The sequence below is a fragment of the Streptomyces sp. NRRL S-1022 genome (genome assembly GCF_000720135.1).
In the GTDB taxonomy this organism is placed as follows: Bacteria; Actinomycetota; Actinomycetes; order Streptomycetales; family Streptomycetaceae; genus Streptomyces.
Genome location: NZ_JOIU01000008.1, coordinates 461,946 through 488,853 on the forward strand (window position 1 = coordinate 461,946; position 26,908 = coordinate 488,853).

Here is a 26,908-nt window from a genome sequence, read left to right on the forward strand (position 1 = left end):
CGGGGTCGAAGTACTGACAGAGTCAGTGAACGCCAGGTACCGTCCTGACCCAGTTCACCCCGGTGGACTACACCAACCACCTTCCTACAACGGATCGTCCGGCACGTTCCTGCCGGTAGAAGGGGGCCCATCACCATGGCCACAGTCACGTTCGACAAGGCGACCCGGATCTACCCGGGTTCCACCAAGCCCGCCGTCGACGCCCTTGAGATCGACATCGCGGACGGCGAGTTCCTCGTCCTGGTCGGCCCGTCGGGTTGCGGGAAGTCCACCTCGCTGCGGATGCTCGCGGGCCTGGAGGACGTCAACGGCGGCGCGATCCGCATCGGTGACCGCGACGTCACGCACCTGCCGCCGAAGGACCGGGACATCGCCATGGTGTTCCAGAACTACGCCCTCTACCCGCACATGACGGTCGCCGACAACATGGGCTTCGCGCTCAAGATCGCCGGCGTCAACAAGGCGGAGATCCGGCAGAAGGTCGAGGAGGCCGCGAAGATCCTCGACCTCACCGAGTACCTGGACCGCAAGCCGAAGGCGCTCTCCGGCGGTCAGCGCCAGCGTGTCGCCATGGGCCGCGCGATCGTGCGTGAGCCGCAGGTCTTCCTCATGGACGAGCCGCTGTCCAACCTGGACGCCAAGCTGCGTGTCTCGACCCGTACGCAGATCGCGTCGCTCCAGCGCCGGCTCGGCATCACCACCGTCTACGTCACCCACGACCAGGTCGAGGCCATGACGATGGGCGACCGGGTGGCCGTGCTCAAGGACGGCCTCCTCCAGCAGGTGGACTCGCCGCGGAACATGTACGACAAGCCCGCGAACCTGTTCGTCGCCGGCTTCATCGGCTCCCCCGCCATGAACCTGGTCGAGGTGCCGATCACCGACGGCGGCGTGAAGTTCGGCAACAGCGTCGTCCCCGTCAACCGGGAGGCCCTGAAGGCCGCCGCCGACAAGGGTGACCGCACGGTGACCGTCGGCGTCCGCCCCGAGCACTTCGACGTGGTCGAACTGGGCGGCTCCGTCGCCGCCTCCCTGTCCAAGGACGCCGCTGACGCGCCGGCCGGTCTCGCCGTCTCCGTGAACGTCGTCGAGGAGCTGGGCGCCGACGGCTACGTCTACGGCACCGCCGAGGTCGGCGGCGAGGTGAAGGACCTGGTGGTCCGCGTCAATGGCCGTCAGGTGCCGGAGAAGGGCTCCACCCTGCACGTGGTCCCGCGGCCGGGCGAGATCCACGTCTTCTCCACCTCCACCGGCGAGCGGCTCACCGACTGACCCGCCCACGGCACCCGGAAGGGCCCCGCGCGCTCGGCGTGCGGGGCCCTTCCCGTGGGCCCCGCCGGCCGGCGCCGGCACCCCGCACAACGATCACTCCGGGCGGCGGACGTCAACCCATTACCCACAAAGCGGCGCGTTCTCATCCCCCATAAGAGTGACTGAATGTCTTCGCGTCATTACCGGGCGCTACCCTCACACGCGTGAAGCACTCCACCACCCCTCAGACGCGAAGCGGCCACCGGGGCGGCCCTGCCCGCCGGATCGGCCGCACTCTCGCCCTCGTCCTGCCCGTCGTCCTGGTGCTCTCCGGGACCCTCGCGGTCACCCGGGTCAACTGGACGGGGAGCCCCTCCAGCTCGGTGCTGGCCGCCTCCGACATCTCGGCGGCGGAGATCTCCGCCAAGAAGGTCACCCGCGCCCCGCAGGACGTGCTCCGCGACCAGCTGATGACCGAGCTGCAGAACAAGAACCCGGGGGTGGTCCTGACCCATCTCCAGCAGGCCGTCAACGGCCGCCCGTCGCTGGCCCGGCACTGCTCGTCCATCGCCCGCGCGCTCGGCGAGGCCGCGGTGCGCATCTACGGCGCCTCGCGCGCCCAGTCGTACGCCCGCCCGGTGTGCGACACGGCCTTCGCCTCCGGCGTCCTGGCCGCGCACAGCTGAGTCCCGGTGGGAACTCGGTAAGGCCGCGCGAGGAGGGCCTTGCCGTCTCCGCACGGCCGAGGGGCGCCACGTACAGTGCGGTCATGACCCATCCGAACGCCGCGTCGCGCCCCACTCAAGCCGTGGTCCTGGCCGGTGGCCAGGGCTCACGGCTGCGTCCGTACACCGACGACCGGCCCAAGCCGATGGTCGAGATCCCCGGCACGGGAACTCCGATCATCGGCCACCAGCTCACCTGGCTCGCCGAGGAGGGCGTGACGGACGTGGTGGTCTCCTGCGGCCACCTCGCCGACGTCCTGCAGAAGTGGCTGGACTCGGCCGACCTGCCCGTCTCCGTCACCACCGTCGTGGAGAGCGAGCCCCTGGGCCGCGGAGGCGGTCTGCGGTACGCCGCGGCACGTCTGCCGCACCCCGACCGGCCCTGGTACGCCACCAACGGGGACATCTGGACGCGGTTCTCGCTGCGGGACATGGCCGACTTCCACACCGAGCGGGACGCCGTGGCCACGCTGGCGCTGGCCCGGCCGCGCATCCCGTGGGGCGCCGTGAAGACCGACGGGTTCGGGCACATCACCGACTTCATCGAGGCGCCGCCGTCGACGTTCGAGATCAATGCCGGTGTGTACGTGTTCTCGCCGGAGTTCGCCTCCCTGCTGCCCGAGCGGGGGGATCACGAGCGGACCACGTTCCCCCGGCTGGCCCGGGAGAAGAAACTGGCCGGCTTCCCGATTCCGCAGGGCGCTTATTGGCGGGCCATCGACACGGCGAAGGACCTGACGGAGGCGGCCAAGGAATTGGCGGGCCTGGCGCGTTAGCTCCCGCCTGGGGCTTTCGGCCGGCAGCCCCGCGCAAAGGGAAACGCCCGTAGGGAAAGCACGCAGGAAAGCACGCAGGGAAACGCGCGCAGGGAAAAGGGCCCCGTACCTTTCTCGGTACGGGGCCCGCTGCCGTTGTCGTGCCGGTGGGCGCGTCAGCCCAGCAGACCGCCCACCAGGCCGGGCTGGCCGGTGGCCGTGCTGCCGCCGCCGGAGGTGGACGTGCCGCCGCCGGTGGCCGAGCCGCCGGTGCTGCCGCCGCCGGTGGTCGTCGGGCCGGCCGTCGTGCTCGGGGCGCCGCCGCCCGTCGGGGCGGTGCGGCGGGGCGGGACCTGGCCCGTGGTGCCCTGCGTCCGGGTGGGGGCCGTGGGGGTGGTGCCCGTGGCGCTGCGGCCCGCGCCCGGAGTCGTCGCCGCCCCGGAGGGGCTCGCGCCGGCCGTGGCGCCGTCCGTCGGGGAGGTGGAGGCCGCCGGGTTCTTCTTGTGCCGTTCGCCGGGCTCCTGCGGGAGCGGGGAGCCGGGGAGGTGGTTGCGGGGCGCCTCGCCGGGACCGGGGACGACCACGCGGCTGGAGTCGCGGACCGCGCCGCCCAGCAGGGAGCCGATCAGCAGGGTCAGGCCGATCGTGACGGCCGTGATCAGCGCCCCGCGGCGCAGGACGAAGCGGCGCAGCTCCCAGATGTCGGCGCGGGGGCCGAGCCGGCGCCAGGCGCTGCCCGCGAGGCGGCCGTCCACGGAGTAGACGGGGGCACCGGCGATGACCAGCGGGGACCAGGCGGCGAGGTAGATGATGTCCGGGGCGTCGTAGGCCGGGACGGTCTTCCAGCTGACGGTGACGATCAGCGCGGCGGAGAGCAGGGCGCCGACGACCGCGGTGACGCGCTGCCAGCAGCCCAGGATCGTCAGGACGCCGACGACGACCTGGAGGAAGGCGATGACCAGGCCGGAGCCGACCGGGTGGTGCAGGGCGAACTGGCGCAGCGGCTCGGCCACGTCCCAGGGGTGCAGGGTGTTGAGCCACTTGACCATGGAGCCGCGCTTGCCGCCGTCGAAGTAGACGGGGTCGCACAGCTTGCCCATGCCGGCGTAGATGGAGATGAAGCCGAGGAAGATGCGCAGCGGGAGGATGACGACGCCGAGGTTGAGGCGGCGGCCGGGGTAGTAGGCGTGCCGGGCCGGGTCGTCGCCCTGGCGCCGGGTGATGCGCGGGCCGTCGGGGCCGGGGCCGGCCGGTTCGGCGTAGCTGTCGTACGGCTCGTGACCGGCGTAGGGCTCGTCGTCGTAGGCGCCGGTGACCGTGCGCATGTGGGGCAGGAGGCGGGTGCCGTCGGCGTCCGGGGCGGTGCGCTGATGGCCGACGACGGGGGTCTCGACGGTCTGGTCGAGCGCGTCGTAGGTGTCGGCGTAGCCGGTCTGGACCCGCGGGATGACCTGGGTGGCGCCGGCCACGGACTCGTCGGCGTGGCGGACGCTGCTGCCCCGCACGGCCTGGAGGAGCCGGTGGGCGCCGGTGTCGTCGGGGGCGGACTTGCCGCTCCACACGACGGGGCGGCGGCGGCCGGTGGCGCCGGGCCGGCCCGCCGTGCCCACGACGGGCATCCGGGCGGCGTCCTGGCCGGCGTTCAGGTGCCGTGCGATCCGCGGGGATTGGGTGCGCCTGGCCGCCGCGCCCAGCTGAACGCGGAAGCTGGCGTGATTGACGATGACCTGCGCCGGATCGCTCGGCACCTTCACCATGCTCAGCGCGGGAGCGTCGTCGAATCCCGACGAGCGGTCCCCCGTGGGTGTGCGGGGTGTTCTGGTGTCCACACTCATCTAACCGAGTGACGTGGCGTTAGGACACTGCTTTGACGGGGCGGATGTGTCCGGACCCCGTCAAAGCGGCCTCGAACGCCACATGGACGCACGAATTCCCCCGCAAGGGTGGAGTTCCGGACGGGTGTTCGGCCCGTCCGGACCCTCGGTCAGCTGCGCCGGCGCGCGGCCTCGTACAGCACGATGCCCGCGGCCACACCGGCGTTCAGGGACTCCGCACCGCCCGGCATCGGGATGCGCACGCGGTGGTCGCAGGTCTCGCCGACCAGGCGGGACAGGCCCTTGCCCTCGCTGCCGACGACGATGACGACCGGACCCTGCAGGGCCTCCAGGTCACCCAGCTCGGCCTCGCCGTCCGCCGCCAGACCGACCACGGTGAGGCCGGCCTTCTTGTAGGCCTCCAGGGCACGGGTGAGGTTGGTGGCACGGGCGACCGGCGTACGGGCGGCCGTACCGGCGGAGGTCTTCCAGGCGCCGGCGGTCATGCCGGCCGAGCGGCGCTCGGGTACGACCACGCCGTGGCCGCCGAACGCGGAGACCGAGCGGACGACGGCGCCGAGGTTGCGCGGGTCGGTGACCCCGTCCAGGGCGACGACCAGCGGGTCCTCGCCCTCGTCGGCGGCGGCGTCGAGCAGGTCCTCCGGGTGCGCGTACTCGTACGGCGGGACCTGGAGGACCAGGCCCTGGTGGTTCAGGCCGTTGGTCATGCGGTCCAGCTCGGGGCGCGGGGCCTCCATGAGGTTGATCCCGCCGCGCTCGGCGGCGAGCTGGAGGGCCTCGCGGACGCGCTCGTCGTTGTCGATGAACTGCTGGACGTAGAGCGTCGAGGCGGGCACGCCCTCGCGCAGCGCCTCCACGACCGGGTTGCGGCCGACGACCAGCTCGGAGGCGGACTTGCCGCCGCGGCCCCGGGCCACGGGGCGGCGCACGGTCTGCTTCGCCTTGGCGTTGGCGATGCGGTTCTTCTTGTGGCCCTTGCGCATCTCGGCCGGCGGGGTCGGCCCGCGGCCCTCCAGTCCCTTGCGCCGCTGGCCGCCACTGCCGACCTGCGCGCCCTTCTTGCCGGACATGCGACGGTTGTTCGCGGCCATGACCTACCTGTCTTCGTGATGCGTGCGGATACGTACGTCTATGCAGTGTGCCGCCCGGGGGGCCGGGCGGCACAATCGATCAACGGATCGAAACGGGATCAGCGCTGGCCCAGGCTCCAGCGCGGGCCCTGCGGGCCGTCCTCGACGGCCAGCCCGGACTGCTTGAGCTGGTCGCGGATGGCGTCGGCGGTGGCCCAGTCCTTGCGGGCCCGGGCGGACTCGCGCTGGTCGAGGACGAGGCGTACGAGGCTGTCGACCACGCCGTTCAGGTCCTCGCTGCGGTCGCCGGACTCGCCGGCCCAGTGCGGGTCGAGCGGGTCGAGACCGAGGACGCCGAGCATGGCCCGCACCTCGGCGAGCCGGGCCACGGCGGCTTCCTTGTCGTCGGCGGCCAGCGCGCTGTTGCCCTGCCGGACGGTGGTGTGCACGACGGCGAGGGCCTGCGGGACGCCCAGGTCGTCGTCCATCGCCTCGGCGAAGGCCGGCGGGACCTCGGCAGCCGGCTCGACGGTCTTGCCGACCAGCTCGGTGACCCGCTGGACGAAGCCCTCGATCCGCGCGAAGGCGGACTCGGCCTCGCGCAGGGACTCCTTGCTGTACTCGATCATCGAGCGATAGTGCGGGGTGCCCAGGTAGTAGCGCAGCACGACCGGGCGCCACTGCTTGACCATCTCGCTGACCAGCACACTGTTGCCGAGCGACTTGGACATCTTGTCGCCGGCCATGGTGACCCACGCGTTGTGCACCCAGTACTGGGCGAAGTCGTCGCCGTAGGCCTTGGCCTGGGCGATCTCGTTCTCGTGGTGCGGGAAGATCAGGTCGAGTCCGCCGCCGTGGATGTCGAAGGCGGTGCCCAGGTACTTGTGCGCCATGGCGGAGCACTCCAGGTGCCAGCCGGGGCGCCCCGGCCCCCAGGGGGTCGGCCAGGTCGGCTCGCCGGGCTTGGCGGCCTTCCACAGGGCGAAGTCCCGCGGGTCCCGCTTGCCGGTCTCGCCCTCGCCGGACGGCTGGAGCAGGTTGTCCAGCTCCTGCCGGGACAGTTCGAGGTAGCGCGGGAAGGACCGTACGTCGAAGTAGACGTTGCCGTCGGCCGCGTAGGCGTGCCCGCGCTCGATGAGGCCCTGCATCATCTCGACCATCTCGGTGATGTGGCCGGTGGCGCGGGGCTCGTAGGTCGGCGGGAGGCAGCCGAGGGCGGCGTAGCCCTCGTTGAAGGCACGCTCGTTGTCGTACCCGATCGACCACCACGGGCGGTTCTGCTCGCGGCTCTTGGCGATGATCTTGTCGTCGATGTCGGTGACGTTGCGGATGAACGTCACCTGGTAGCCGCGGTACTCGAACCAGCGGCGCATGATGTCGAAGTTCAGGCCCGACCGGATGTGCCCGATATGGGGGGCGGCCTGCACGGTCGCGCCACACAGGTAGATCGAGACACAGCCCGGCTTGAGCGGGGTGAAGTCACGGATCTGCCGGGCGCTGGTGTCGTACAGGCGAATCGTCACCACTCCAGAGTAGTGGGCCCCGGGCAGTGCCACGCCCCTTACCGCCGCGAACCCGCGTCCTCACCGCCGACGGCCCCGCCTCACAGCCTCCCGACGACCTTCCGCGGCCGGCGCAGTCCCCACCGGCACGGCCCGCCCGACGACCCGCACCACCGACGGCCCCCGCCTCACAACCTCCCGACGACCTTCCGCGGCCGGATCCGGACCACCACCCGCTGGGCATCCTGGGCCGACGCCGGGTTACCGCACCCGACAGCGGGCGCCGCCCGCGGGCGGCGCAGTCCCGGCCGACACGGCCCGCCCGACGACCCGCACCCCCGACGGCCCCCGCCTCACAACCTCCCGACGACCTTCCGCGGCCGGATCCGGACCACAACCCGCTGGGCGTCCTGGGCCGACGCCGGGTTGAAGTCGGCGTAGTCCTTGCCGGTGTACTTGCGGCTGAGGCGGTCGATGAGTTCCGGGCCGCCGTCCGTCGTCACCTCGGCGGTGCCGCGGATCTCGGCGTACTCGTACGGCTCGTCGGGGTTGAGGACGGCGACGGCCACCCGGGGGTCGCGGTCCAGGTTGAGGTACTTGCGGCGGTCGACCGTGGTGGAGAAGAGGATGTCGTCGCCGTCGCGCATCACCCAGACCGGGGACAGCTGCGGGCTGCCGTCGGGCTGGACGGTGCCGACGACGATGAACACCTTGCCGTCGAGCACGGACTTCAGGCGGTCGGACAGTACGGCGGACATGGGTACCCTCCGGAGTCCAGGGATCACTGGTGGTCGTGTGGGTACCCTCGCACGCCGTCAGCTCACCTGCACCACGAGTGCCGTCGCCACCGCCATCAGCCCCTCCTCGCGGCCCGGGAAGCCGAGACCGTCGGTCGTGGCGCCGGAGACGGAGACGGGCGCGCCGGCCGCCTCGGAGAGGATCTTCTGGGCCTCGTCCCGCCGCTTGCCGATCTTCGGGCGGGGGCCGACCACCTGGACGGCGACGTTGCCGATGGTGAAGCCCGCCGCGCGGACGATCCGGGCCGCCTCGGTGAGCAGGGTGGTCCCGGACGCCCCCGACCACTCGGGCCGGCCGGTGCCGAAGTGCTGCCCCAGGTCACCGAGTCCGGCGGCGGAGAAGAGGGCGTTGCAGGCGGCGTGCGCGACCACGTCGGCGTCCGAGTGGCCGGCCAGCCCGGGCCCCTCGCCCTCCCACTTCAGGCCCGCGCACCACAGCTCGCGGCCCTCCTCGAAGGCGTGGATGTCGGTGCCGATCCCGACCCGCGGCAGCACGAGGTTCGCCTCAGAAGCCATCGTTGAGCCTCCTGCGCGCCAGCACCGCCTCGGCGAGGACCAGGTCCAGGGGGCGGGTGACCTTGAAGGCCTCCTCGTGACCGGGGACGGCCACCACCGGCACCCCCAGCTGCTCCGCCATGCTCGCGTCGTCCGTGACGTTTTCGGTGACGCTCTCGTGGGCGCGCACCAGCGTCGCCCGGTCGAAGCCCTGCGGGGTCTGCACGGCACGCAGCCGGGACCGCTCGGGGGTGGCGAGGACCGGCTCGGGGTCGCCGGCCACGGCCGCGGGCGCGACCTCCTTGACCGTGTCGGCCAGGGGCAGCGCGGGCACCACGGCGGGGGCGCCGTCGCGTACGGCCTCGATGACCGCGTCGACCGTGTCGACCGGGACGAGCGGCCGGGCCGCGTCGTGGACCAGCACGATCCCGTAGCGCGGCGGCAGCGCCTCCAGGCCGAGCCGGACCGACTCCTGGCGGGACTCCCCGCCGGGGACGACCAGGAAGTCGGTCCGCTCGGGCAGCGCGTGCGCGTCGAGCAGCGACTTGACGTCGGCGGCGCCCTCCGGCGGGGCGACGACGATCACCAGCGAGACGTGCCGGGACGCGGCGAGGGCGCGGATCGCGTGGATCAGCATGGGGGTGCCGTTGAGCGCGCGGAGTGCCTTGGGGGCCCCCGGACCGAGCCGCACGCCCCGGCCGGCGGCGGGAATCACGGCGGCGACGGGGGTCTGCGCGGGCGTAGGACGTGATTCGTCAGACATCGGATCCTGTCAGGTTTGTGTGCTCGACCTACGTGGGTATGGCCTGGAGGAGCGCCGGGCGCGACGCCTTGACCGGACCCTTTCCGTGACCCTGGTCGAGCCATCCGCCCGGGCCCGGCAGCTCAAGTATCGGGGGGCGTACCGCAGGCTTTCCCGAAGAGCACCCGCTGCGGGGACGAACATGCCGCAGCGCCCGGCGACAGGATCAGTGTCATCGGGCACCGCGGCATTTCACTGTGCTGAGCGTGCCGGAAGCGAAGGTTCGCTGCCGCTGCGCGTCAGGAGGCGAGCACCTCGTCGAGCAGGGCCTCGGCCTTGTCCTCGTTCGTGTTCTCCGCGAGAGCCAGTTCGCTCACCAGGATCTGGCGGGCCTTGGCGAGCATGCGCTTCTCACCGGCGGACAGTCCGCGCTCGCGCTCGCGACGCCACAGGTCGCGCACGACCTCGGCGACCTTGATGACATCGCCGGAGGCGAGCTTCTCCAGGTTTGCCTTGTAGCGACGGGACCAGTTCGTGGGCTCCTCGGCGTACGGCGCGCGCAGCACCTCGAAGACCCGGTCGAGCCCGTCCTGACCGACCACATCACGCACGCCGACGAACTCCGCATTGTCCGCTGGCACACGCACCGTGAGGTCACCCTGGGCGACCTTCAGCACCAAGTAGGTCTTGTCCACGCCTTTGATCTGGCGAGTTTCGATGGCCTCGATCAGCGCGGCCCCGTGATGGGGATAGACCACGGTGTCGCCAACCTTGAACGTCATGTGACAGGTACCCCTTCCGTGGCTATCCAGGGTAACACGGATACGGCGTCTTCTGAATGGCGTTTTCGCAGGTCAGGGCATATCTCGGGGCTTGACAACAGCAACCGGAACGTGCTGCGGGGACTCCTCGGAAGCGGGTATTCGCAGGTGGGAGGGGCTCTCCGGGCGGGGTGAAACGCGTACGTTACACACCTCCGGAGACCGTTCCAAGTGGCGGAACATCCCGATATGTCCGGTCTCAAGCGTACGACTTCCGCTACTCCGTTCGGTGACCGGAGGCGGATGTGAGCCGTTTCCAGAATTGATCAACGGCCGCCGGGCGGGTGCGCCGTGATCAATATCGGGAAGGCCGCGCATTCCTGCACGGAAATTTCGCGAGGTGCTCCACAGGCGTGTTGAGAGCGGTCACGGTCGCGTTATGTGAATGACGGACGAGCGGATCCGCAATGCCTCCCGGAGTCACCGGGGCCGCTCCGGGTACCCCCACCTGGAGGGAAGCAGGGGGCTCGGGGAGGGTCGGGTGCGAGCGCCCGGGAACGGCTCGGTAACCTAAGGCCGCTGACAGACACTTAGGGTGGCTTTACAAGAGGAGCCGCCCGCGCGTTCAAGGAGTTGCCGCCGCCGTGAGCAGCAGCCTTCGACGCGGCGCCCTCGCCGCCTCCGCCCTCGTCTTCTCGATCGCCTCGCTCGCCGCCTGCGGCGCCGGTAACGACTCGCAGACCCTGGAGATCAAGCCGGACAACGCGGCGACCAGTGTGGGCGACATCAAGATCCAGAACGCTCTGGTGATCACCCAGCCCGACCCCCAGGCGAACGGTCCCGCGGTGATCTCCGCGACGCTGTTCAACGGCGGCCGCACCGACCAGACGCTCCAGTCGGTCACCGTGGAGGGCGGCACGTCCGCCGAGCTGAAGCCGGCCAAGGGCCAGAGCCTGACCGTCCCGGCGGGCGGCTCGCTCGTCCTCGGCGGCAAGGGCAACGCCTCCGCGACGCTGCCCAGCGGCCGCGAGGCCGTCCAGAACGGCAACGCCCAGAAGATCACCTTCACCCTGAGCAAGACCGGCAAGGTGAGCCTGGCCGCCTTCGTGGTCCCGGCCACCAGCTACTTCGACCAGTGGGGCCCGTCCCAGATCCCGTCGCCCTCGGCGTCCGCAACCGGTGCCCCGGGCGCGACCCCCTCGGGCAGTGCCTCCGGCAGCGGCAAGCCGCGCAAGGGCCACGAGACCAGCCCGTCGGCCACCTCCTCCTCGTCGAGCGAGGTCACCCCGAGCGACTCGGCCTCCCAGTCGGCCGCCGGCCACTGACCGACGGCGGCACGCGCCGGACACGACCGAGGGCGGCACCCCGTGCGGGGTGCCGCCCTCGGTCGTGTCCGCCCGGTACGGCCTACGGCTCGAACTTGTAGCCGAGCCCCCGCACCGTCACCAGGTAGCGCGGCGCGCCCGGGTCCGGCTCGATCTTGGCGCGCAGCCGCTTGACGTGGACGTCGAGGGTTTTGGTGTCGCCGACGTAGTCCGCGCCCCAGACGCGGTCGATGAGCTGCATACGGGTGAGCACCCGGCCCGCGTTGCGCAGCAGCATCTCCAGCAGGTCGAACTCCTTCAGCGGCAGGTCCACCTTGGAGCCGGCGACGGTGACCACGTGCCGGTCGACGTCCATGCGGACCGGGCCGGCCTCCAGCGCGGCCGGGGTGACCTCCTCGGGTTCGCCGCGCCGGCGCAGCACCGCGCGGATGCGGGCGACCAGCTCGCGCGAGGAGAACGGCTTGGTGACGTAGTCGTCGGCTCCTATTTCGAGACCGACGACCTTGTCGATCTCGCTGTCCTTGGCCGTCACCATGATCACGGGGACGTTTGAGCGGCCGCGCAGCTGGCGGCAGACCTCCGTGCCGGGCAGCCCCGGCAGCATCAGGTCGAGGAGGACCAGGTCGGCGCCGTTGCGCTCGAACTCGTCCAGGCCGTCGGGGCCGGTCGCCGCGACGGCGACCTCGAAGCCCTCCTTGCGAAGCATGTACGACAGGGCGTCGGAGAAGGACTCCTCGTCCTCGACGACGAGCACTCGGGTCACGGAAGGACCTCCGGGGCGGGAAGCGGTTCGTACGGGGATGCGTCGGTACCGGCCTCGTCTTCGAGGTCCGGGTGCTGCTGTGCGCGGTCGCGGGCCGCGCCCGCCTCCGGCAGCCTGAGGGTGAAAGTGGAGCCCTGGCCTTCGGCGCTCCAGACCGTGACCTCCCCGCCGTGCGAGGCGACCACGTGCTTGACGATCGCGAGACCCAGACCGGTGCCGCCGGTGGCCCGCGAGCGGGCCGGGTCGACGCGGTAGAAGCGCTCGAAGATCCGCTCCTTGTCCTTGTCGGAGATGCCGATGCCCTGGTCGGTCACGGCCAGCTCGATCATGTCACCGCCCGGCGCGGCCACCCGGCGGGCGGCTATGCCGACGCGGGTGCGGGCCGGGGAGTAGTTGACGGCGTTCTCGACCAGGTTGCCGAGGGCGGCGGCCAGCTGCCCCCGGTTGCCCCAGACGTGCAGGTCGGCCGTGCCTCCGGCGGCGATGGTGATCTGCTTGGTGCCCGCCTGGTGCCGGCAGCGGTCGATGGCCTCGGCGACCAGCTCGTCCACCCGGACCGGCTCGGCGTCCTCCAGCGGGTCGTCGTTCTGCACCCGGGAGAGGTCGATCAGCTCCTGGACCAGGTTGGTCAGCCGGGTCGCCTCGATCTGCATGCGGCCCGCGAAGCGCTCTACGGCCTCGGGGTCGTCGGAGGCGTCCATGACGGCCTCCGACAGCAGGGAGAGCGCGCCGACGGGCGTCTTCAGCTCATGGCTGACGTTCGCCACGAAGTCGCGCCGTACCGCCTCGATGCGGCGGGCCTCCGTCAGGTCCTCGACCAGCAGCAGGACCAGGCGGGAGCCGAGCGGGGCCACGCGCGCGGAGACGGCGAGCGCCTCGCCGCGTCCGGTGCCGCGCCGGGGCAGGTCCAGCTCGACCTGCCGTATCTCCCCGTCCCGTCTGGTGTCCCGGGCCATCTGGAGCATGGGCTCGACGGCGAGCTTGCCGCCGCGGACCAGCCCGAGGGCGTACGCGGCGGAGCTGGCCTTGACCACGGCGTCGGCCTCGTCGAGGACGACGGCGGAGGAGCGCAGCACCGACAGCACGGTGTCCACGCCGGGCGGGAGTACGGGATCTGTGTGCAAGGAAGTCCTGGTCGGTCGCTTCTGGTCGCGTTCGCTCCAGCGGAACGCCAGGACGGCGATGACACCGGTGAGCACCCCGGCGATCGCTGCCGCTGCGGCGACCGCCGCGTTCACGTCCATGTCTCCAGGTTAGGCATGGGCTACGACATGACCACAGCCGTCGAGGTCCCACCTCGAACACTCGTCGCCCAGAGTTCACCTTGCAGCCAGTACCGGTTCATTCGGGATGGCGGAAAAGGACGCGTGCGGGACGGAACGTGGGAGCGTGGGGACCAAGCACGCCTATGAGAGGGAACCCTGATGCGGGACGCGTACCACGAGGAACTGGACTCGATCGGCGACGGACTGGTGGAGATGGCCCGGCTGGTCGGCTCGGCCATCGGGCGCGCCACGACCGCCATGCTGGACGCCGACCTGAAGCTGGCGGAGAGCGTGATCGAGGCCGACCAGAAGGTCGACCAGCTCCAGCACGACCTGGAGGCCCGGGCGATAGCACTGCTGGCCCGGCAGCAGCCGGTGGCGACGGACCTGCGGATCGTCGTGACGTCGCTGCGGATGTCCGCCGACCTGGAGCGTTCCGGCGACCTCGCCCAGCACGTGGCGAAGCTGGCGCGGCTGCGCTTCCCGGACCGGGCGGTCCCGCACGACCTGCACGCCACGATCCTGGAGATGGGCCAGCTCGCGCAGCGCCTGATGGCGAAGGCCGCCGAGGTCATCATCACCAAGGACGTCGACCTCGCGCTCCAGCTGGAGCAGGACGACGACGAGATGGACCTGCTGCACCGCACCCTCTTCCAGCACCTGATCGACGACCGCTGGAAGCACGGCATCGAGACGGCCGTGGACGTCACCCTGCTGGGCCGCTACTACGAGCGGTACGCCGACCACGCCGTGGCCGTCGCCAAGCGGGTCGTCTACCTGGTGACCGGTGAGCACGCGGACGAGCTCCAGCAGGACATCCAGCCGGTGACCGGCACCGACGGCGCGTAGTCCCGCCGCGGAGGGCCGGGCGCGGCGCGTGAACGCCTCCGTGCGCCGTTGATGCGCCCGGCGGAACGGGCATGGAATGGGCGAGGGCATCCCTGCCCAAGGTCCAGGAGGGTCCCATGGCCGAATCCCCCGTCACGCCCGATCCCACGCAGGAGCGCGAGACCGACCAGCCCGCCGAGATCAGGAGCCTCCCGTTGTTCGGCGCGTGCGGCTGCGGCTCCGGATGCGGCTGCGGCTGCCAGTCGGGCAATCCGTGCCAGTGCGGCTGAACGGCACCGGGCCGGTGTGAACCCCGTTCACACCGGTCCTCCGCCGTCCCGGATGCCCCTCCCGACCGCCGGGCGCAGCATGGACGTGAGCGGGTGGGAAAAGGACCGGCGAGAACGGGAGGTGTCGGGCCATGGGCAGGTTCATGGACGTACACCGCGGCATGCAGGGCATCACGGCCGACCAGCTGCTGGAGGCGCACCGGGCCGACCTCGCCATCGAGGGGGACGAGTCCGTGCACTTCGAGCACGCGTGGGCGGACCCGGAGTCCGGCACCGTCTACTGCCTCTCCGAGGCCCCCTCGGCCGAGGCGGTCCAGCGCGTCCACGAACGCGCCGGCCACCGCGCGGACGAGGTGCATCCGATACCGCTGGAGGCATGAGGCCCGAGGCTCACGGCCAGGCGGGGTCGCCGCCGTACGGTTCCGGGCGGAAGCTCAGACGGCGGCAGAGCACCTCCCGGGCCGCCTGACTGACCGTGCGGCCGTCGGCGTAGGCGCGGGCGCGCAGGCGGTCCAGGGCCTGCGCGGAGTCGACGTCCAGCTGCACCATCACCATGCCGACGGCCTGGTGGACCTCGGTGTGGTCGGCCTCGGAGGCCGCCACCCAGGACGCCATCGCGTCCCCCGGGTCCTCGTCGGGGCCGCCGTGACCGGCCGCCCGGAGGCCCGCCAGCGCGAAGGTGACGGCGTCGCCCACCCACCGCGCGACCCGCAGGTCGGGCGGGGCGAGCCCGCCGGCCTGCTCGCTGTACAGGTCGAGCGTGCCGATGGCGGCGCCGGTGACGCCGAGCGGCAGGGAGAACACCGCGCGGGCGCCGAGCCCCACCGCCTCAAGCGCGAAGACCGGCCAGCGGCGGGCGTCGGGACCCTGGGTGAGGTCGGCCGCGAGGACCGGGACACCCCGGTCGAGGGCGTCCTGACAGGGGCCGTCCCCCAGGGTGTACTGCAATTCCGCCAGCCGGGCGGCCACCCGGTCGCTGGCACACCACGTCACACGGATGCCGGCGCCGCCGGAGATCGACACCGAGGAGCCGGCGACCGGCAGCAGCCGCACGCACGCGGTGCACAGCGCGGCGGGCACCGCCCGGGGGCCGTCGGTGTCCCGGGCGGCGGCGTCCAGCGTCTCCCGGACCCGCAGCCGTACCTCGGCCTCGGGCGGCCCGCCGCCGCCGGCCGACGGCCCGTACCTCTCGGGCGGCATGATCATCACCCCAGCCGCAGCACAGTTCGTCACCGGATGATCCACTTACGTCCTCGTACCGGGTTCCCAGGACCAGGGAAGTAACCGATGGTCCTGGGGCGAAAACCCGTCGCGGGGACGCCCCCCGACCGCCTTCCATCACGACCATGACCGATGGCACCGCAGACGGCATCGCCGACGAACAGATCCACGACGCCCTGAGGGCCTTCACCGACAGGTACGAGGTGCTGCGCGAGGAACGGCCGGACGATTTCGTGTGCGGCCGTGCCGAGTACTGGGCGGGGTTCTCCTCCTGACCGCGTCGCCGGCGCCGGTCGCCTACGCCGTGCGGACCGCCGCCCCCTGCTCCGGCTCCGTCTCCGCCCGGCCCGGCGCCGCGTGCTCCTGCGGCAGGCGGCGCATGAGGACGCCGTAGCCGAGCCCCGCCGCCGTCCCGACGCCCGCGCACATGGCCCACAGCCAGCCCGCGCCGAGGTGGTCGATGACCGCGCCCGACATCAGCGGGGCGACGAGCGCGGCGACGGACCAGGAGAGCGTGTACATGCCCTGGTACCGGCCGCGGCCGTGCAGCGGGGAGAGGCGGACGACCAGGCCCGTCTGGGTCGGGGCGCTGACGATCTCGGCGAGGGTCCACACGCACACGGTGACCATGAAGACGCCGACCGAGCCGGCGAAGGCGGTCAGCCCGAAGCCGTACCCCGCGAGGAGCGAGGAGGCGACCAGCAGGGTGCGCGGGTCGCGGTGCTCGATGAACCGGGTGACGGGGATCTGCAGGGCGACGATCAGAATGCCGTTGACGGCGATGGCCAGGCCGTAGTCGGCGGCCGAGAACCCGGCCCGCCCCATGGCCACCGGCAGCCCGACCGAGCCCTGCTGGAAGATCAGCGCGACGAGGAAGGACAGTCCGACGACGGCCATGTACCGCCCGTCCCGCAGCACCGTGCCGAGGCCGACCTCCGCCTCCGCCTGCCGGGCCGTGGGCGCCGGCCGCGACTCGGGCAGCTTCGCGAAGACGACGGCCGCGCAGGCCAGGGTCATCCCCGCCTCGATCAGGAAGCCGGCGCGATAGCTGACCTCGGCGATGAACCCGGCGGCCATGGAGGAGACCGCGAAGCCGAGGTTGATCGCCCAGTAGTTGAGGGAGAAGGCCCGCACCCGGTCCTCCGGGCGGACGATGTCGGCCATCATCGCCTGCACGGCCGGCCGGGAGGCGTTGGAGGCCATGCCGACGAGGAAGGCGACGCCGGCGATGGCGACCGGATCGGTCATGAAGCCGAGCAGCGCGACGGAGGCGGCCGTGGCGGTCTGCGCGACGAGCAGCGTGGGCCGTCGGCCGAGCCGGTCGGCCATCACCCCGCCGCCCAGCGAGGAGACGACCCCGCCGAGCCCGTGCAGGGAGGCGACCAGACCGGCGTACGAGGCCGAGTACCCGCGGTCGAGGGTCAGGTACAGGGCCATGAACGTGGCCACGAACGCGCCCAGCCGGTTGACGAGGGTGCTGGTCCACAGCCACCAGAACGCCGGGGGCAGCCCCGAGACGGATTCGCGGACGGCGCGTCTCGCACGGGCTGGTGACATCGAGGATCCCCCACCTCTGTAAGCAGCTCTGATCGAGATCACAACTTACAAACGGGGGCCTCGGCGGCACCACTCAATTAGCGGACGGCGTCCATCGGGCCGCGGGCGGACGTACGGCGCGACGGGCGGCGGCGCCGCACGGGCGCCTCCCGTCCCGCGGCCGGGTACGACGGAGTCCGGGCCGCCCGCTCGAAGCGGCTCGGGAACGGGTACTTCCGCTCCAGGAAGGTGCGGATGGCCGTCTGCGCCGCCGCCCGGTCCGCCGGGGCGGTGTCCACGTCGTTGAGGCAGAAGAAGTCCACGTCCTCACCGGCCGCGAGCCGCGCCAGCCGGCGCCGCATGTCCGGCGTGCCCAGCTGGACGTACCGGAAGCTGTACTCCGCCGGCACCGCCCGGCCCGTCGCGATCGCCCAGTGGTGGTGCAGCGTGGACGCCGGCGCGACATCGGTGGTGGACCGGAACCGCGAGTACGACGTCCGCTGCAGCTCCTCGATCCCGAGGCTCTCCATCTCCCGCATGACCGACAGCAGCTGGGGGTGCGGGGTGTGCAGCGACTTGTGCGTGACGTACCTGCCGTGGAACCGCCGGATCACCTCGCGGGCGTTCTTCCCTGCCGAGTTCGGCGCCGGCTCCAGCGGGTGCGGGGCGCCGACGCCCAGCTTGAGCGGGGACAGCGGGATGCGGGCGATGCCGTTGCCGTGGAAGAAGTTCTCGGCACGCACCGGGCGGTTGATGAAGACGTCGTCGTTGAAGTAGAGGTACTGCTCCGACAGGCCGGGGATGTGGTGCAGCCGGCTCTCGATCGCGTGCGAGTTGAAGACGGGCAGCGCGTCCGCCGGGAGGATGTCCCGGTGGTCCACCACGGTCAGGCCCGCCGCGTCCGGGTCCAGCCAGGACGGCACCTGCGAGTCGGTCACGAGATAGATGTTCCGGATGAAACCGGCGTACATCTCCAGGGACCGCAGCGCGTACTTCAGCTCGTCGTGGCTGGTGTAGCGGGAGGCACCGGTCTCGCGTGGCGCGATCACGTTGTCGGACAGCGCCTGGTGGGCCCGGCGCTTCACGGCCATCACCGGGTCGTCGCCGTCGACCCAGGTGTACACGGCGTCGACCGGGAAGCAGACCTGGTCGATCCCCGGCCCCGCGAACGCCGCGAACGTCGGCCCGGCGGACCAGGGCCCACCGGCTCCGGCCGGCATCCGTCCCGCCTCCGCCGCCGTGCTCTGCTCCGGCATCGCGACCAGCGGCTGCTCCGGCGCCGTACCCGGGTCCTGCCCTGCGACCACGGCCGTCCGCCCGGACTCCGCGGCCGGCTGCCAGGAGTCCGCCGGCAGCACCTCGGACACGGCGTTGCGGCGCGGAGCGACCAGCGCCGGGCCGAAGTCGTCCTGCAACCGGGTCCCCGGCACCGTCAGGTGCGCCGGGTCCGCGCCCAGCTCCCGCCCGTACCGCCAGAACTCGATGTCACAGCCCGCCTCCAGCCCGCCGAGCACCTGCCCGCCGGGCCCCAGCCGCACCAGCCCGGCCCGCAGCACCGGCGCCCCGCGCAGCGCCCGCGGCAGCCGGCCGTCGGCCCACAGCACCGCGCTCGTCACCGCACCGTCCGGCGCCACCGCACCGACGTACGCGGCGCTGTGCGCGAAGTGCCGCCCCGCCTGGGCGAGGACCGCCTGGCGGTACGACTCCGCCACCCCGACCACCGGCCGCGGCACCCCGGGCCCCTGCTCGGCGGGGACCAGGAAGTACGGCACGCCCGCCGACTCCAGCAGGGCGCGCACCTGCTCAAGGTCGGCGGCGGCGGCCTCCGCCGCGGTGTACCCGGCGACCGCACGCCCGTACAGCCGTACCGGTCCGCAGGCGACCCGGCGCAGCCCCGGGACCGCGGCGCGCAGCCGGCGGCGGGCCGGGGCGGCGCGCAGCACCCAGAGGCGGGCCCACAGCCACAGCCGCAGGCGCACCAGGAGGTCCCGGACGGCCCGCAGTCCCGGAGTCGGCGCCGCGAGACGGTGACGGAGGTCGATGGCCATGGCCGCGGCCCGTCAGCTCTGCTTCTCGAAGGGGCTCGGGAAGGGGAAGTAGTTCTCCAGGAACTCGTGCATCCGCACGCTGACCTGCTCCCGCTCCTCCGGCGGCACGTCGACGTCGTTCAGGCAGAAGAAGTCGAAGCGGCGGTTGCGGCGCAGGTCGTTCAGGCGGCGCTCGGCGTCCGGCCGGCTGATGTTCACGTAGCGGAAGCTGAACTTTCCGGGCACGCCCTGGCCGGTCATCAGCGCGTACTGGTAGAGCAGCGGCGCGGTCATGGCGATGTCCTGCGGCGAGCGGAACCGGGACGCGGTGGTGCGCCGGATGTCCTCCGGGAACAGCTCCTCCAGCGCCACCAGGGTGCCGCGCTGCTGCGGCAGCGGTGTGTGCATGAAGTTGTTCGTGGTCAGCCGCCCGAACTTCTCCAGCAGCAGCCGCCGCACGTTCTTGCTGGCGGAGTTGGTGGCGGTCTCCTCGGCGTGCGGCTTGCCGATACCGATCTTCAGCGGCGACACAGGGATCTTCATCAGACCGCTGCCGAAGAAGAAGTGCTCCGGGGTGACCCGGCGGCCGACGAAGACGTCGTCGTTGAAGTACAGGTAGTGCTCGGACAGGCCCGGTATGTGGTGCAGCCGGGTCTCGATGGCGTGCGAGTTGAACACGGGCAGCGCGTCCGCCGGGAAGATGTCGCGGTGGTCCACGACCGTGATCCCGGGGGCGGTGTCGTCCAGCCAGTGCGGCTTCTGGCCGTCGGTCACGATGTAGATGTGCCGGATGAAGTCGGCGTACATCGCGAGCGAGCGCAGCGAGTACTTCAGCTCGTCGTGGCTGGTGTAGCGGGAGGCGTTGGTCTCCTTGTCCAGGATCTCGGCGATGCCGTGCTCCTGGTACCGGGCCCGCTTGGCCCGCATCGCCGGCTCCTCGCCGTCCACCCAGGTGTAGACGACGTCGACCGGGAAGGTCACCTGGTTCACGGTGGGCAGCGTCAGCGGGGCGAAGCTCGGCAGCTCCCGCTCGCCGACCGGCACGGTGACCGGCTTCTGCTCGGCCGCCGGCAGCACGTCCGTGATCCCGTTGTTACGGGGCGTGACGAGCGACTCGGCGAAGATGTCCTCGGACGCCTGCGGCTGCACCTTGGCCAGCCGCCGGGGCCCGTCGGCGGAGGCGAGCAGTGCCCCGCCGTCCTCCCAGAACTCCACGTCACAGGCCAGCTCCGGCCCGGCGAGAAGCTGGCCGGCGGGACCGAGGTGGTTCTCGCCGACGCGCAGCACCGGGGCGGTGCGCAGGGCGGCGGGCAGCACGCCGTCCAGGAACAGGGCCGGGTGCTTGAGCTGGCCGCCGGGCAGCGGCCGGCCGATGAACACGGCCGTCCCCGCGTGCCGCGTCTCCAGGGCGGTGAGCAGCCGCTCCCGGTCCACGGCGTTCACGCCGACCGTGTAGCGGGCCCTGGACGACACCAGGAAGTAGGAGATCCCCTCCTGCTCCAGGGCGCCGACCACCAGGTCCAGGTTCGACGCGGCCGCCTCGGCGGCGGTGAACCGGTCCACGACCCGGCCGTAGAACTGCTGGCCGCGCACCGCGACCGGGCGCAGCACCGGATCCGTGACCGCGGCCTTGCGGCGCCGTCGCATGGTACGGAGCTGCCACACCCGCTCGGCGGCCTTCCGCTCGACTCGCGGTCGCATCCGCCGCGCAAAGGAACGCACGGTCACGTTCTGTGCTCCTCTTCCTGACCCCTCGACCTTCCTGGCGACAATGAGACACGCGAATGTGGCGAATGGTTGTACGAGAATTAACCCAAACTTAGCGAGGTGCGGAGCGGGCTCGAAGCCGGCTCTTGAGCGGCCGTGCTATGGCCGGGCCATCGCCGCGCCCCGGCGGTCCCCTGGCCATGCCCCTGCCGCCCCCCGGCCGTGTCCTGGCCTTGCGGCGACGCCCGCACGCGTCCCCTCCCGGGAACCCCTTAGGTAGGCTCGACGCCATGGCCGACGCACCGTACAAGCTGATCCTCCTCCGCCACGGCGAGAGCGAGTGGAACGCGAAGAACCTGTTCACCGGCTGGGTGGACGTCAACCTCAACGAGAAGGGCGAGAAGGAGGCAGTCCGCGGTGGCGAACTCCTGAAGGACGCCGACCTCCTGCCCGACGTGGTCCACACGTCCCTCCAGAAGCGCGCGATCCGCACGGCCCAGCTGGCCCTGGAAGCCGCGGACCGCCACTGGATCCCCGTCCACCGCTCGTGGCGCCTGAACGAGCGCCACTACGGCGCCCTCCAGGGCAAGGACAAGGCGGCGACGCTGGCCGAGTTCGGCGAGGAGCAGTTCATGCTCTGGCGCCGCTCGTACGACACCCCGCCCCCGCCGCTGCCGGACGACTCCGAGTTCTCCCAGGCGAACGACGCCCGCTACGCCTCCATCCCGCCGGAGCTGCGCCCGCGCACGGAGTGCCTGAAGGACGTCGTCATCCGGATGCTCCCCTACTGGTACGACGCGATCGTCCCCGACCTGCTCACCGGCCGCACGGTCCTCGTCGCCGCCCACGGCAACAGCCTGCGCGCCCTGGTCAAGCACCTGGACGGCATCTCCGACGCCGACATCGCGGGCCTGAACATCCCGACCGGCATCCCCCTCTACTACGAGCTGGACGCCGACTTCAAGCCGCTGACCCCGGGCGGCAAGTACCTCGACCCGGAAGCGGCAGCAGCCGCGATCGAGGCGGTCAAGAACCAGGGCAAGAAGAAGTAAGCCTGTATCGAGCAAGCCCCTTGCCTGCGGTTTCGTCGCGGGCAAGGGGCTTGCTGTCGCTGTGAGGCCACCCCCTGGGCCGGCAACCACTCTGCCGCCGTCGGCCCGCGCCCGGGCCGGTCCGTACTGACGGGGCCGCCCCGCGTGACGCCGGCTCACCCTCCCCGGCGGGCCGAGACGATCTCGTCGACCGCACCGAGCACCAGGTGCCACGGATACTCGGCCGGCCTGCCCTGCCCCGGCTGGTTCGGAACGAAGCCGTCGTCCCCGTAGAGAACGCGCACACCCATCTCACGTAGCTCGGCGATACTCCGCGCGAACTGCCGGTGCCGCACGTAGGCCGCGTTCACGCAGGGCATCGCGACCATGGGGATGCCCTTGCCGATGCCCTCGGCGACGACGCCGACCACGAAGTCCCGGGTGATGCCGAGGGCCCACGCGTTGACCGTGTTGAAGGTCGCCGGCGCCACCGCGATCACGTCCGCCTTGGGCCACACGTCCGGCTCGCCCGGCAGCTTGTAGGCACTGCGCACGGGGTGCCCGGTGATCCGCTCCAACTCCGGCCTCTGCGGCTCCAGCCAGCGCGCCGCGGTCGGAGTCAGCCCGAGACACACGTCAAACCCCCGGCCCTGCGCATCCTCGACGACCGCCGCCATGCCAAACACCGGCGGGGCGGCGGAACCGAACAGGTAGAGGACGGGACGCGATGTCGTCATGCGCCCATCCGATCACACGTCACCATCGGATCGCTGGGCCCTGTGGGCGGAAGCCACGTACGCCTACAGGTCAGCGGGTACCGTTCCACCGGGTTCTCAGAACGGAGACCGGCATGCCGACTCGGGACGACGACCACACGGGCGCACGCATCAAGGAGCAACGCAGACTGGCCAGGCTCACCCAACGGCAGCTGGCCGAGCGCCTCCCCTACTCCTACAGCTACTTGAACCAGGTCGAATGCGGGGCCCGTCCGGCCACGGCCGCCTTCGTCGCCGCCTGCGCCAGAGCCCTCCACATCGACGTGACCGTTCTGACCGGACAGCCGTACGTGACGGAACTGCGGCGCGACCGCCTCGCGGAGCTGGTCCGGCCCATCCGCGAGTCTCTGGACCTATACGACCTCGGCCCCGTCCCTGATCTGACTCCCCGGCCGGCACAACAGCTCATCGCCGGGGCCGACCGCCTCTGCGCCGAGGTACGGGCCACCCGCCTGCGCAGCGCGGCCCGCGACCTCCCGGGGCTCATCGCCGAGCTGACCCACACGGCATGGACGGCCCCGTCCACGGAACTGTGGCAGGCGCTGTCCTCCGCTTACCGCACGGCGCACGACATCAGCGTGAAACTCGGCTACTACGACCTGTCCACGGTCGCTCTGGACCGGATGGACTGGGCGGCGCACCGTGCTTCCGACCCATGTCTGGCCGCCGTGCGCCAGTACATGCGCGCCCTGGTCTACTTCCGCGAGGGCGAGTACCGGATCGGGCAACGCCTCCTCGCCGCCGGACATGATGTGATCGCGCAGCACGATTCCTCGCGGGAAGCGCTCGCCGTCGCCGGACAGTTGCACCTCGGCGGTGCCGTCATCGCCGCCCGCGCCGAGCAGCAGTCGTCCGTCGGGCAGCACATCGCCGAGGCGCACCGGATCGCGCAGCACATCGGCGACGCCTCCGAGGTGCACTGGCTCAGCTTCGGCCCAGCCAACGTCGCCCTGCACACGATGTCCGCCGCCGTCGAGATGTGCCAGTACGACGACGCCCTGAAGCAGGCCCGGATCATCAGCCTGCCTTCCCGGCTCCCTACGTCCCGCCGTGCCCACTTCCTCATCGAACGGGCCCGCGCCGAGATGGAGACCGGGCACACCGACGCCGCGTTGAAATCCCTCGTGGAAGCTCGCCGCCTGGCCCCCGAGCAGACCCGCTACCACCCCGCTGCCCGGGAGACGATCACCGGCCTGGTGCACCAGTCCCGCCGCACCCCCGAGACGCTCAACCACATGGCGGCCTGGGTCGGCTTCTAGCCGCTCTCAGAGCGCTCACAAAACTGTGAGCGTTCCTCCTCTCGCAGCTTGTCACCCTTTACTCACCCGTCGTCACGCCCTGCGAAGGCGACGAGGCGAGATGCGCCCCGGCGGCCGCGCCAACGACCCCGGGGCCGGCCAACGCTGCGAAGGAGCGTCGACATGGCGAACGCTACATCCCCGCCCCAGGACGACCCGCCGACCACCAAGATGACCCTCAGGATCTACCGGGTGAACCGCTACGGCACCGTCACCCGCGAGTACGGCACGGTAAGCGTCGCGCCCCTCGCAGGGCCGCCACCGTTCACCTCCGCCTTCCCGCCGTGCGGGTGCCCGGACTGCCGCTCCTCGGAGGCGGATCCCCGGTGATTCGCTCCGTGAAGAGCGGCACCTCGACGCTCACTGAAGACGGGCAACAGCCGCCGAGGCAGGCGGTGCGGTACGGCTATTGGTGCGAGTGCTGGACCGAGGACCTGACCGAGCAGCGGGGGCGGGCGCTGCTGGCATCGTTCGACGCGTACTCGGCGTCCCAGGCGGACCGTTGGGTAGCGGTCGCACTCCGCACGATCTCTCCGGCCCTGGACGCGGACGCCTCCGACGAGGCATGGGAGTGGCTGTACGAGGGCCGCATCGAAACCCGCCGAGCCCTGTTGCGGGCGGAGCCGTGCAAGGTGTCTGTCACCCACGCCAGGACCAGGATCACGTGGACGATCCGACCGGTGCTCTTCCTGCCGCTGGCTTGCCGTCAGGACACCGAACTACCGGCGTGCGCATACCGATTCAAGGCCCACGCGACCGTGTCGGATCCCAGCTGATGCCTGACGTTTCTGTCCCGGGTGATGCTTGACGATGGGCCTAGACAGCGTAGGGAGCCCCGCGGGGCTTGTTCGCTTTCACGTTACGGACCGGGACGTCGGTCGTGCGGCGGATCACCCGGACCTGGCCGTCCAGCTCAACGCTGATCGTCGTGTCGGACACGTGGACGGTCACGGTCTGCCCCGCATAGGGGCGGCCGAGGGAGACGACCTGGCGGCAGACCATGACGGTGCCGACCGCGCTGACCCGCCGCTGCACCCGCACGGGCTCGACGCCGGGCCGTGGTGGCGGTCCGGCCGGACGCAGGCCCCGCAGCCTGCGGACTTCCTCACCGGTCAGCGGGTTGGGCCGCACCCGCAGCAGTTCCCGCGAGGACAGGTCGAAGAACGACAGCGTCTCGTCGTCGATCCGGATGCCCACCTGGCGGCCTCCGAGGATCTCTGCCGCCAGAACCTGGTGCCCGCCCAGGCCCACCAGGCCGCTGTTGTTCACGACCCGGTCCACCTCGAACGCCGCCCCGTCGCCGGCCGGAAGCGGCGCCGGCCCGGCAGCACGTCCGCCCCGGGCGGCCAGCCGTCCCAGATCCGTCACCGACAGGTGCGACCGCACGGTCTTGATCCGCGCCCCGGCGATCAGCAGATGGATCACCGAGGTGTCGGCCCAGAAGGTCACCGTCAGCCCTGAGCGGGCCGGTCCCAGCCAGAACTGCTTGCCCGCGACCTGCAGATTCCCACTCGCAGGCACCACCCGCTCGAACTCCACCGGCCCACCGGGCTCCACCGGCACCACCACCGGCACCTCAGGCAAGGCGGCAGGAACCTCGCAGGCTTCGGTCGGAGCCGGCTCCGGATCTTCTGGAGGTGTCCGCTGCTGCGGCACCAGCGCCAGCACTCCAGGGATCTTCAGGCCCAGTACGTCCCGCTCCTGCTCCGCAACCGGGGAGAACCGGTCGCCCGGAGACTGCATGTCCAGCGCCTGATGCGGACGGGAGGAGTTGTATTCCTCCACCCACGCATCCAGCGTCGCCTGAGCCGCCTCGATGCTCTCGAAAGCCCCGCAGTCATCAAGGAGTTCACGCCGCAGCGTCTGATGGAACCGCTCGACCTTGCCCGTCGTGGTCGGCGACGCCGGCTGGGTGAGGCGGTGCGCGATCCCGTTCTCCCGGCAGATCCGGTCGAACAACACCTCACCGCCCTGCCCGAACCGGTCGGTGAACTGCTTGCCGTTGTCGGTCAGCACCTCTTCCGGCACCCCGAACGCCTGCAAGGCCCGGACAAAGGCCGCGCAGACCGCCCGCCCGGTCGCCCGTTCGACCACCGACGCGATCACGCAGTACCGGGAATGGTCATCCACACCGGTCACGACCTTCGCCTCGGTCAGCTCGCCGGTGACCGGGTCGACCAGCATCACGCCGCCGACGATGTCCATCTGCCACAGCTGCATCGGACGGTCCCGCTGCCAGCGCTTGTAATCAGACCGCTTCCGACGCCGCACCCCCGGCTCCACCAGACCATGACGGACCAAGATCCGATACACGGTCATCCGCGACGGCACCGGGCTCACTGTCCCGGACCGCTGCAGCACATGAGCGATCCGCCGCGGACCCCACTTCGGGTGCTTGCGCCGCAGCTCACACACCGTCGCCTCCACCTCGGCAGAAGCCTGATGCGGACACGACGCCGGCCTACGCGACCGATCAGCCAACCCCGCCAGACCCGAAGTCTCATATCTCGACTTCCAGCCGCTGACCGTCTGCCGGGACACCCCCAGCGACGCAGCGACCTCGGTCACCGTCGCACCCGCCAGCACGGCCAGGACAGCCCGGTATCTCTGCTCGACAACCGACAACTCCACCAGCGCCAATCCCGGCCTCCCCACACGCACCGCAACGACGCGCACAGAAAAGCCGAACACGGCCACTGTCAACCATCAGCTGGGACCGAACCGTCAAGCATCTACCGGGACCGGACAGCCCTGCCCGACAGACTGAGTTACAACTTTCTCTACGGGTTCAGGCGGCTCGCTCCGCTCACCGCGCGCGGCCCGGCCCCCGGCCGGGCCTGCGCTCCTGCCTCCGGCTCCACGGCTTTAGGCAGCCACTTTGGCGCGAGCCTCGAAGATCATGGCCCCA

At 71.5% G+C, this 26,908-nt stretch carries 27 protein-coding genes; 12 read left to right on the forward strand and 15 right to left on the reverse strand.

What is annotated here, in order from left to right; all coding sequences use genetic code 11:
- Positions 1 to 135: 135 nt before the first annotated feature.
- From msiK to IG05_RS0112620, 3 genes are all read left to right on the forward strand, one after another.
- The gene (gene msiK, locus IG05_RS0112610) at positions 136 to 1,272 is read left to right on the forward strand and encodes a diacetylchitobiose ABC transporter ATP-binding protein MsiK (protein WP_030342019.1); all 1,137 of its coding nucleotides are present in this window, start codon (positions 136 to 138) and stop codon (positions 1,270 to 1,272) included.
- Between the two features lie 203 nt (positions 1,273 to 1,475).
- A complete protein-coding gene (locus IG05_RS0112615) occupies positions 1,476 to 1,937 on the forward strand; it encodes a hypothetical protein (protein ID WP_030342020.1) in 462 nt (153 codons plus the stop codon).
- An 83-nt stretch (positions 1,938 to 2,020) separates the two neighbouring features.
- Positions 2,021 to 2,752 carry a nucleotidyltransferase family protein gene (locus IG05_RS0112620; protein WP_030342021.1) on the forward strand — a complete coding sequence of 244 codons (732 nt, stop codon included), beginning with the start codon at positions 2,021 to 2,023 and terminating at the stop codon, positions 2,750 to 2,752.
- Positions 2,753 to 2,907: 155 nt separating this feature from the next.
- Here the strand turns inward: IG05_RS0112620 and IG05_RS0112625 are convergent, their stop codons facing one another.
- From IG05_RS0112625 to IG05_RS0112655, 7 genes are all read right to left on the reverse strand, one after another.
- The gene (locus IG05_RS0112625) at positions 2,908 to 4,566 is read right to left on the reverse strand and encodes a DoxX family protein (RefSeq protein ID WP_199808295.1); all 1,659 of its coding nucleotides are present in this window, start codon (positions 4,564 to 4,566) and stop codon (positions 2,908 to 2,910) included.
- Positions 4,567 to 4,715: 149 nt separating this feature from the next.
- Positions 4,716 to 5,657 carry a 23S rRNA (guanosine(2251)-2'-O)-methyltransferase RlmB gene (rlmB, locus tag IG05_RS0112630; RefSeq protein WP_030342023.1) on the reverse strand — a complete coding sequence of 314 codons (942 nt, stop codon included), beginning with the start codon at positions 5,655 to 5,657 and terminating at the stop codon, positions 4,716 to 4,718.
- 98 nt (positions 5,658 to 5,755) lie between these two features.
- The gene (gene cysS / locus IG05_RS0112635; protein ID WP_030342024.1) at positions 5,756 to 7,159 is read right to left on the reverse strand and encodes a cysteine--tRNA ligase; all 1,404 of its coding nucleotides are present in this window, start codon (positions 7,157 to 7,159) and stop codon (positions 5,756 to 5,758) included.
- A gap of 332 nt (positions 7,160 to 7,491) precedes the next feature.
- A complete protein-coding gene (locus IG05_RS0112640) occupies positions 7,492 to 7,896 on the reverse strand; it encodes a PPOX class F420-dependent oxidoreductase (protein WP_030342026.1) in 405 nt (134 codons plus the stop codon).
- A 57-nt stretch (positions 7,897 to 7,953) separates the two neighbouring features.
- Positions 7,954 to 8,451, reverse strand: a complete 498-nt coding sequence (gene ispF / locus IG05_RS0112645) for a 2-C-methyl-D-erythritol 2,4-cyclodiphosphate synthase (protein ID WP_030342028.1) — start codon at positions 8,449 to 8,451, stop codon at positions 7,954 to 7,956.
- On the reverse strand, positions 8,441 to 9,193 hold the full coding sequence (gene ispD / locus IG05_RS0112650) for a 2-C-methyl-D-erythritol 4-phosphate cytidylyltransferase (protein ID WP_030342030.1): 753 nt from the start codon (positions 9,191 to 9,193) through the stop codon (positions 8,441 to 8,443). The genes ispF and ispD overlap by 11 nt, the downstream gene beginning before the upstream one ends.
- Before the next feature lie 278 nt (positions 9,194 to 9,471).
- Positions 9,472 to 9,954 carry a CarD family transcriptional regulator gene (locus IG05_RS0112655; protein WP_003953493.1) on the reverse strand — a complete coding sequence of 161 codons (483 nt, stop codon included), beginning with the start codon at positions 9,952 to 9,954 and terminating at the stop codon, positions 9,472 to 9,474.
- A gap of 623 nt (positions 9,955 to 10,577) precedes the next feature.
- Here IG05_RS0112655 and IG05_RS0112660 point away from each other — a divergent pair.
- On the forward strand, positions 10,578 to 11,258 hold the full coding sequence (locus IG05_RS0112660; RefSeq protein ID WP_030342031.1) for a hypothetical protein: 681 nt from the start codon (positions 10,578 to 10,580) through the stop codon (positions 11,256 to 11,258).
- A gap of 82 nt (positions 11,259 to 11,340) precedes the next feature.
- Here the strand turns inward: IG05_RS0112660 and IG05_RS0112665 are convergent, their stop codons facing one another.
- Positions 11,341 to 12,021 carry a response regulator transcription factor gene (locus tag IG05_RS0112665; protein ID WP_030342036.1) on the reverse strand — a complete coding sequence of 227 codons (681 nt, stop codon included), beginning with the start codon at positions 12,019 to 12,021 and terminating at the stop codon, positions 11,341 to 11,343.
- Entirely contained in the window at positions 12,018 to 13,265 is a 1,248-nt protein-coding gene (locus tag IG05_RS0112670; RefSeq protein WP_030342038.1) for a sensor histidine kinase, read from the reverse strand. Before IG05_RS0112670 ends, IG05_RS0112665 begins: the two co-directional genes overlap by 4 nt.
- Before the next feature lie 180 nt (positions 13,266 to 13,445).
- On the opposite strand from IG05_RS0112670, the gene phoU reads away from it, so the two are divergent.
- The 3 genes from phoU to IG05_RS0112685 all read left to right on the forward strand — a co-directional run bounded on the left by phoU (position 13,446) and on the right by IG05_RS0112685 (position 14,784).
- A complete protein-coding gene (phoU, locus tag IG05_RS0112675; RefSeq protein ID WP_030342040.1) occupies positions 13,446 to 14,135 on the forward strand; it encodes a phosphate signaling complex protein PhoU in 690 nt (229 codons plus the stop codon).
- A gap of 116 nt (positions 14,136 to 14,251) precedes the next feature.
- Positions 14,252 to 14,404 (forward strand): hypothetical protein, encoded by a 153-nt coding sequence (locus IG05_RS48310; protein WP_199808296.1) that lies wholly within the window; start codon positions 14,252 to 14,254, stop codon positions 14,402 to 14,404.
- A gap of 131 nt (positions 14,405 to 14,535) precedes the next feature.
- Positions 14,536 to 14,784, forward strand: coding sequence for an SCO4226 family nickel-binding protein (locus tag IG05_RS0112685; RefSeq protein WP_030342042.1), 249 nt, complete (start codon positions 14,536 to 14,538; stop codon positions 14,782 to 14,784).
- Positions 14,785 to 14,794: 10 nt separating this feature from the next.
- On the opposite strand, the gene IG05_RS0112690 is transcribed toward IG05_RS0112685, so the two are convergent.
- On the reverse strand, positions 14,795 to 15,604 hold the full coding sequence (locus IG05_RS0112690; protein ID WP_030342044.1) for a GAF and ANTAR domain-containing protein: 810 nt from the start codon (positions 15,602 to 15,604) through the stop codon (positions 14,795 to 14,797).
- Between the two features lie 146 nt (positions 15,605 to 15,750).
- Here IG05_RS0112690 and IG05_RS48315 point away from each other — a divergent pair, with 146 nt between their 5' ends.
- Positions 15,751 to 15,900 carry a hypothetical protein gene (locus IG05_RS48315; protein ID WP_199808297.1) on the forward strand — a complete coding sequence of 50 codons (150 nt, stop codon included), beginning with the start codon at positions 15,751 to 15,753 and terminating at the stop codon, positions 15,898 to 15,900.
- Positions 15,901 to 15,922: 22 nt separating this feature from the next.
- Here IG05_RS48315 and IG05_RS0112700 read toward each other — a convergent pair whose 3' ends face one another.
- From IG05_RS0112700 to IG05_RS0112710, 3 genes are all read right to left on the reverse strand, one after another.
- Positions 15,923 to 17,182 (reverse strand): MDR family MFS transporter, encoded by a 1,260-nt coding sequence (locus tag IG05_RS0112700; protein ID WP_030342045.1) that lies wholly within the window; start codon positions 17,180 to 17,182, stop codon positions 15,923 to 15,925.
- Positions 17,183 to 17,259: 77 nt separating this feature from the next.
- On the reverse strand, positions 17,260 to 19,209 hold the full coding sequence (locus tag IG05_RS49175) for a stealth family protein (RefSeq protein WP_234335836.1): 1,950 nt from the start codon (positions 19,207 to 19,209) through the stop codon (positions 17,260 to 17,262).
- Between the two features lie 12 nt (positions 19,210 to 19,221).
- Positions 19,222 to 20,889: a stealth family protein gene (locus IG05_RS0112710; RefSeq protein ID WP_234335837.1), complete on the reverse strand. Its 1,668-nt coding sequence runs from the start codon at positions 20,887 to 20,889 to the stop codon at positions 19,222 to 19,224.
- A gap of 296 nt (positions 20,890 to 21,185) precedes the next feature.
- On the opposite strand from IG05_RS0112710, the gene IG05_RS0112715 reads away from it, so the two are divergent.
- Positions 21,186 to 21,947 carry a phosphoglyceromutase gene (locus IG05_RS0112715; RefSeq protein WP_030342050.1) on the forward strand — a complete coding sequence of 254 codons (762 nt, stop codon included), beginning with the start codon at positions 21,186 to 21,188 and terminating at the stop codon, positions 21,945 to 21,947.
- Positions 21,948 to 22,102: 155 nt separating this feature from the next.
- Here IG05_RS0112715 and IG05_RS0112720 read toward each other — a convergent pair whose 3' ends face one another.
- Positions 22,103 to 22,663: a flavoprotein gene (locus IG05_RS0112720; protein WP_030342052.1), complete on the reverse strand. Its 561-nt coding sequence runs from the start codon at positions 22,661 to 22,663 to the stop codon at positions 22,103 to 22,105.
- 113 nt (positions 22,664 to 22,776) lie between these two features.
- Here IG05_RS0112720 and IG05_RS0112725 point away from each other — a divergent pair, with 113 nt between their 5' ends.
- From IG05_RS0112725 to IG05_RS0112735, 3 genes are all read left to right on the forward strand, one after another.
- A complete protein-coding gene (locus IG05_RS0112725; RefSeq protein ID WP_030342053.1) occupies positions 22,777 to 23,961 on the forward strand; it encodes a helix-turn-helix domain-containing protein in 1,185 nt (394 codons plus the stop codon).
- 162 nt (positions 23,962 to 24,123) lie between these two features.
- Positions 24,124 to 24,330 carry a hypothetical protein gene (locus tag IG05_RS0112730; protein ID WP_030342055.1) on the forward strand — a complete coding sequence of 69 codons (207 nt, stop codon included), beginning with the start codon at positions 24,124 to 24,126 and terminating at the stop codon, positions 24,328 to 24,330.
- A 65-nt stretch (positions 24,331 to 24,395) separates the two neighbouring features.
- Complete coding sequence (locus IG05_RS0112735; RefSeq protein WP_030342057.1) at positions 24,396 to 24,776, forward strand: hypothetical protein; 381 nt, start codon at positions 24,396 to 24,398, stop codon at positions 24,774 to 24,776.
- Between the two features lie 40 nt (positions 24,777 to 24,816).
- Here the strand turns inward: IG05_RS0112735 and IG05_RS0112740 are convergent, their stop codons facing one another.
- Positions 24,817 to 26,625, reverse strand: coding sequence for an IS481 family transposase (locus IG05_RS0112740; RefSeq protein ID WP_107051339.1), 1,809 nt, complete (start codon positions 26,623 to 26,625; stop codon positions 24,817 to 24,819).
- Positions 26,626 to 26,908: the final 283 nt, after the last annotated feature.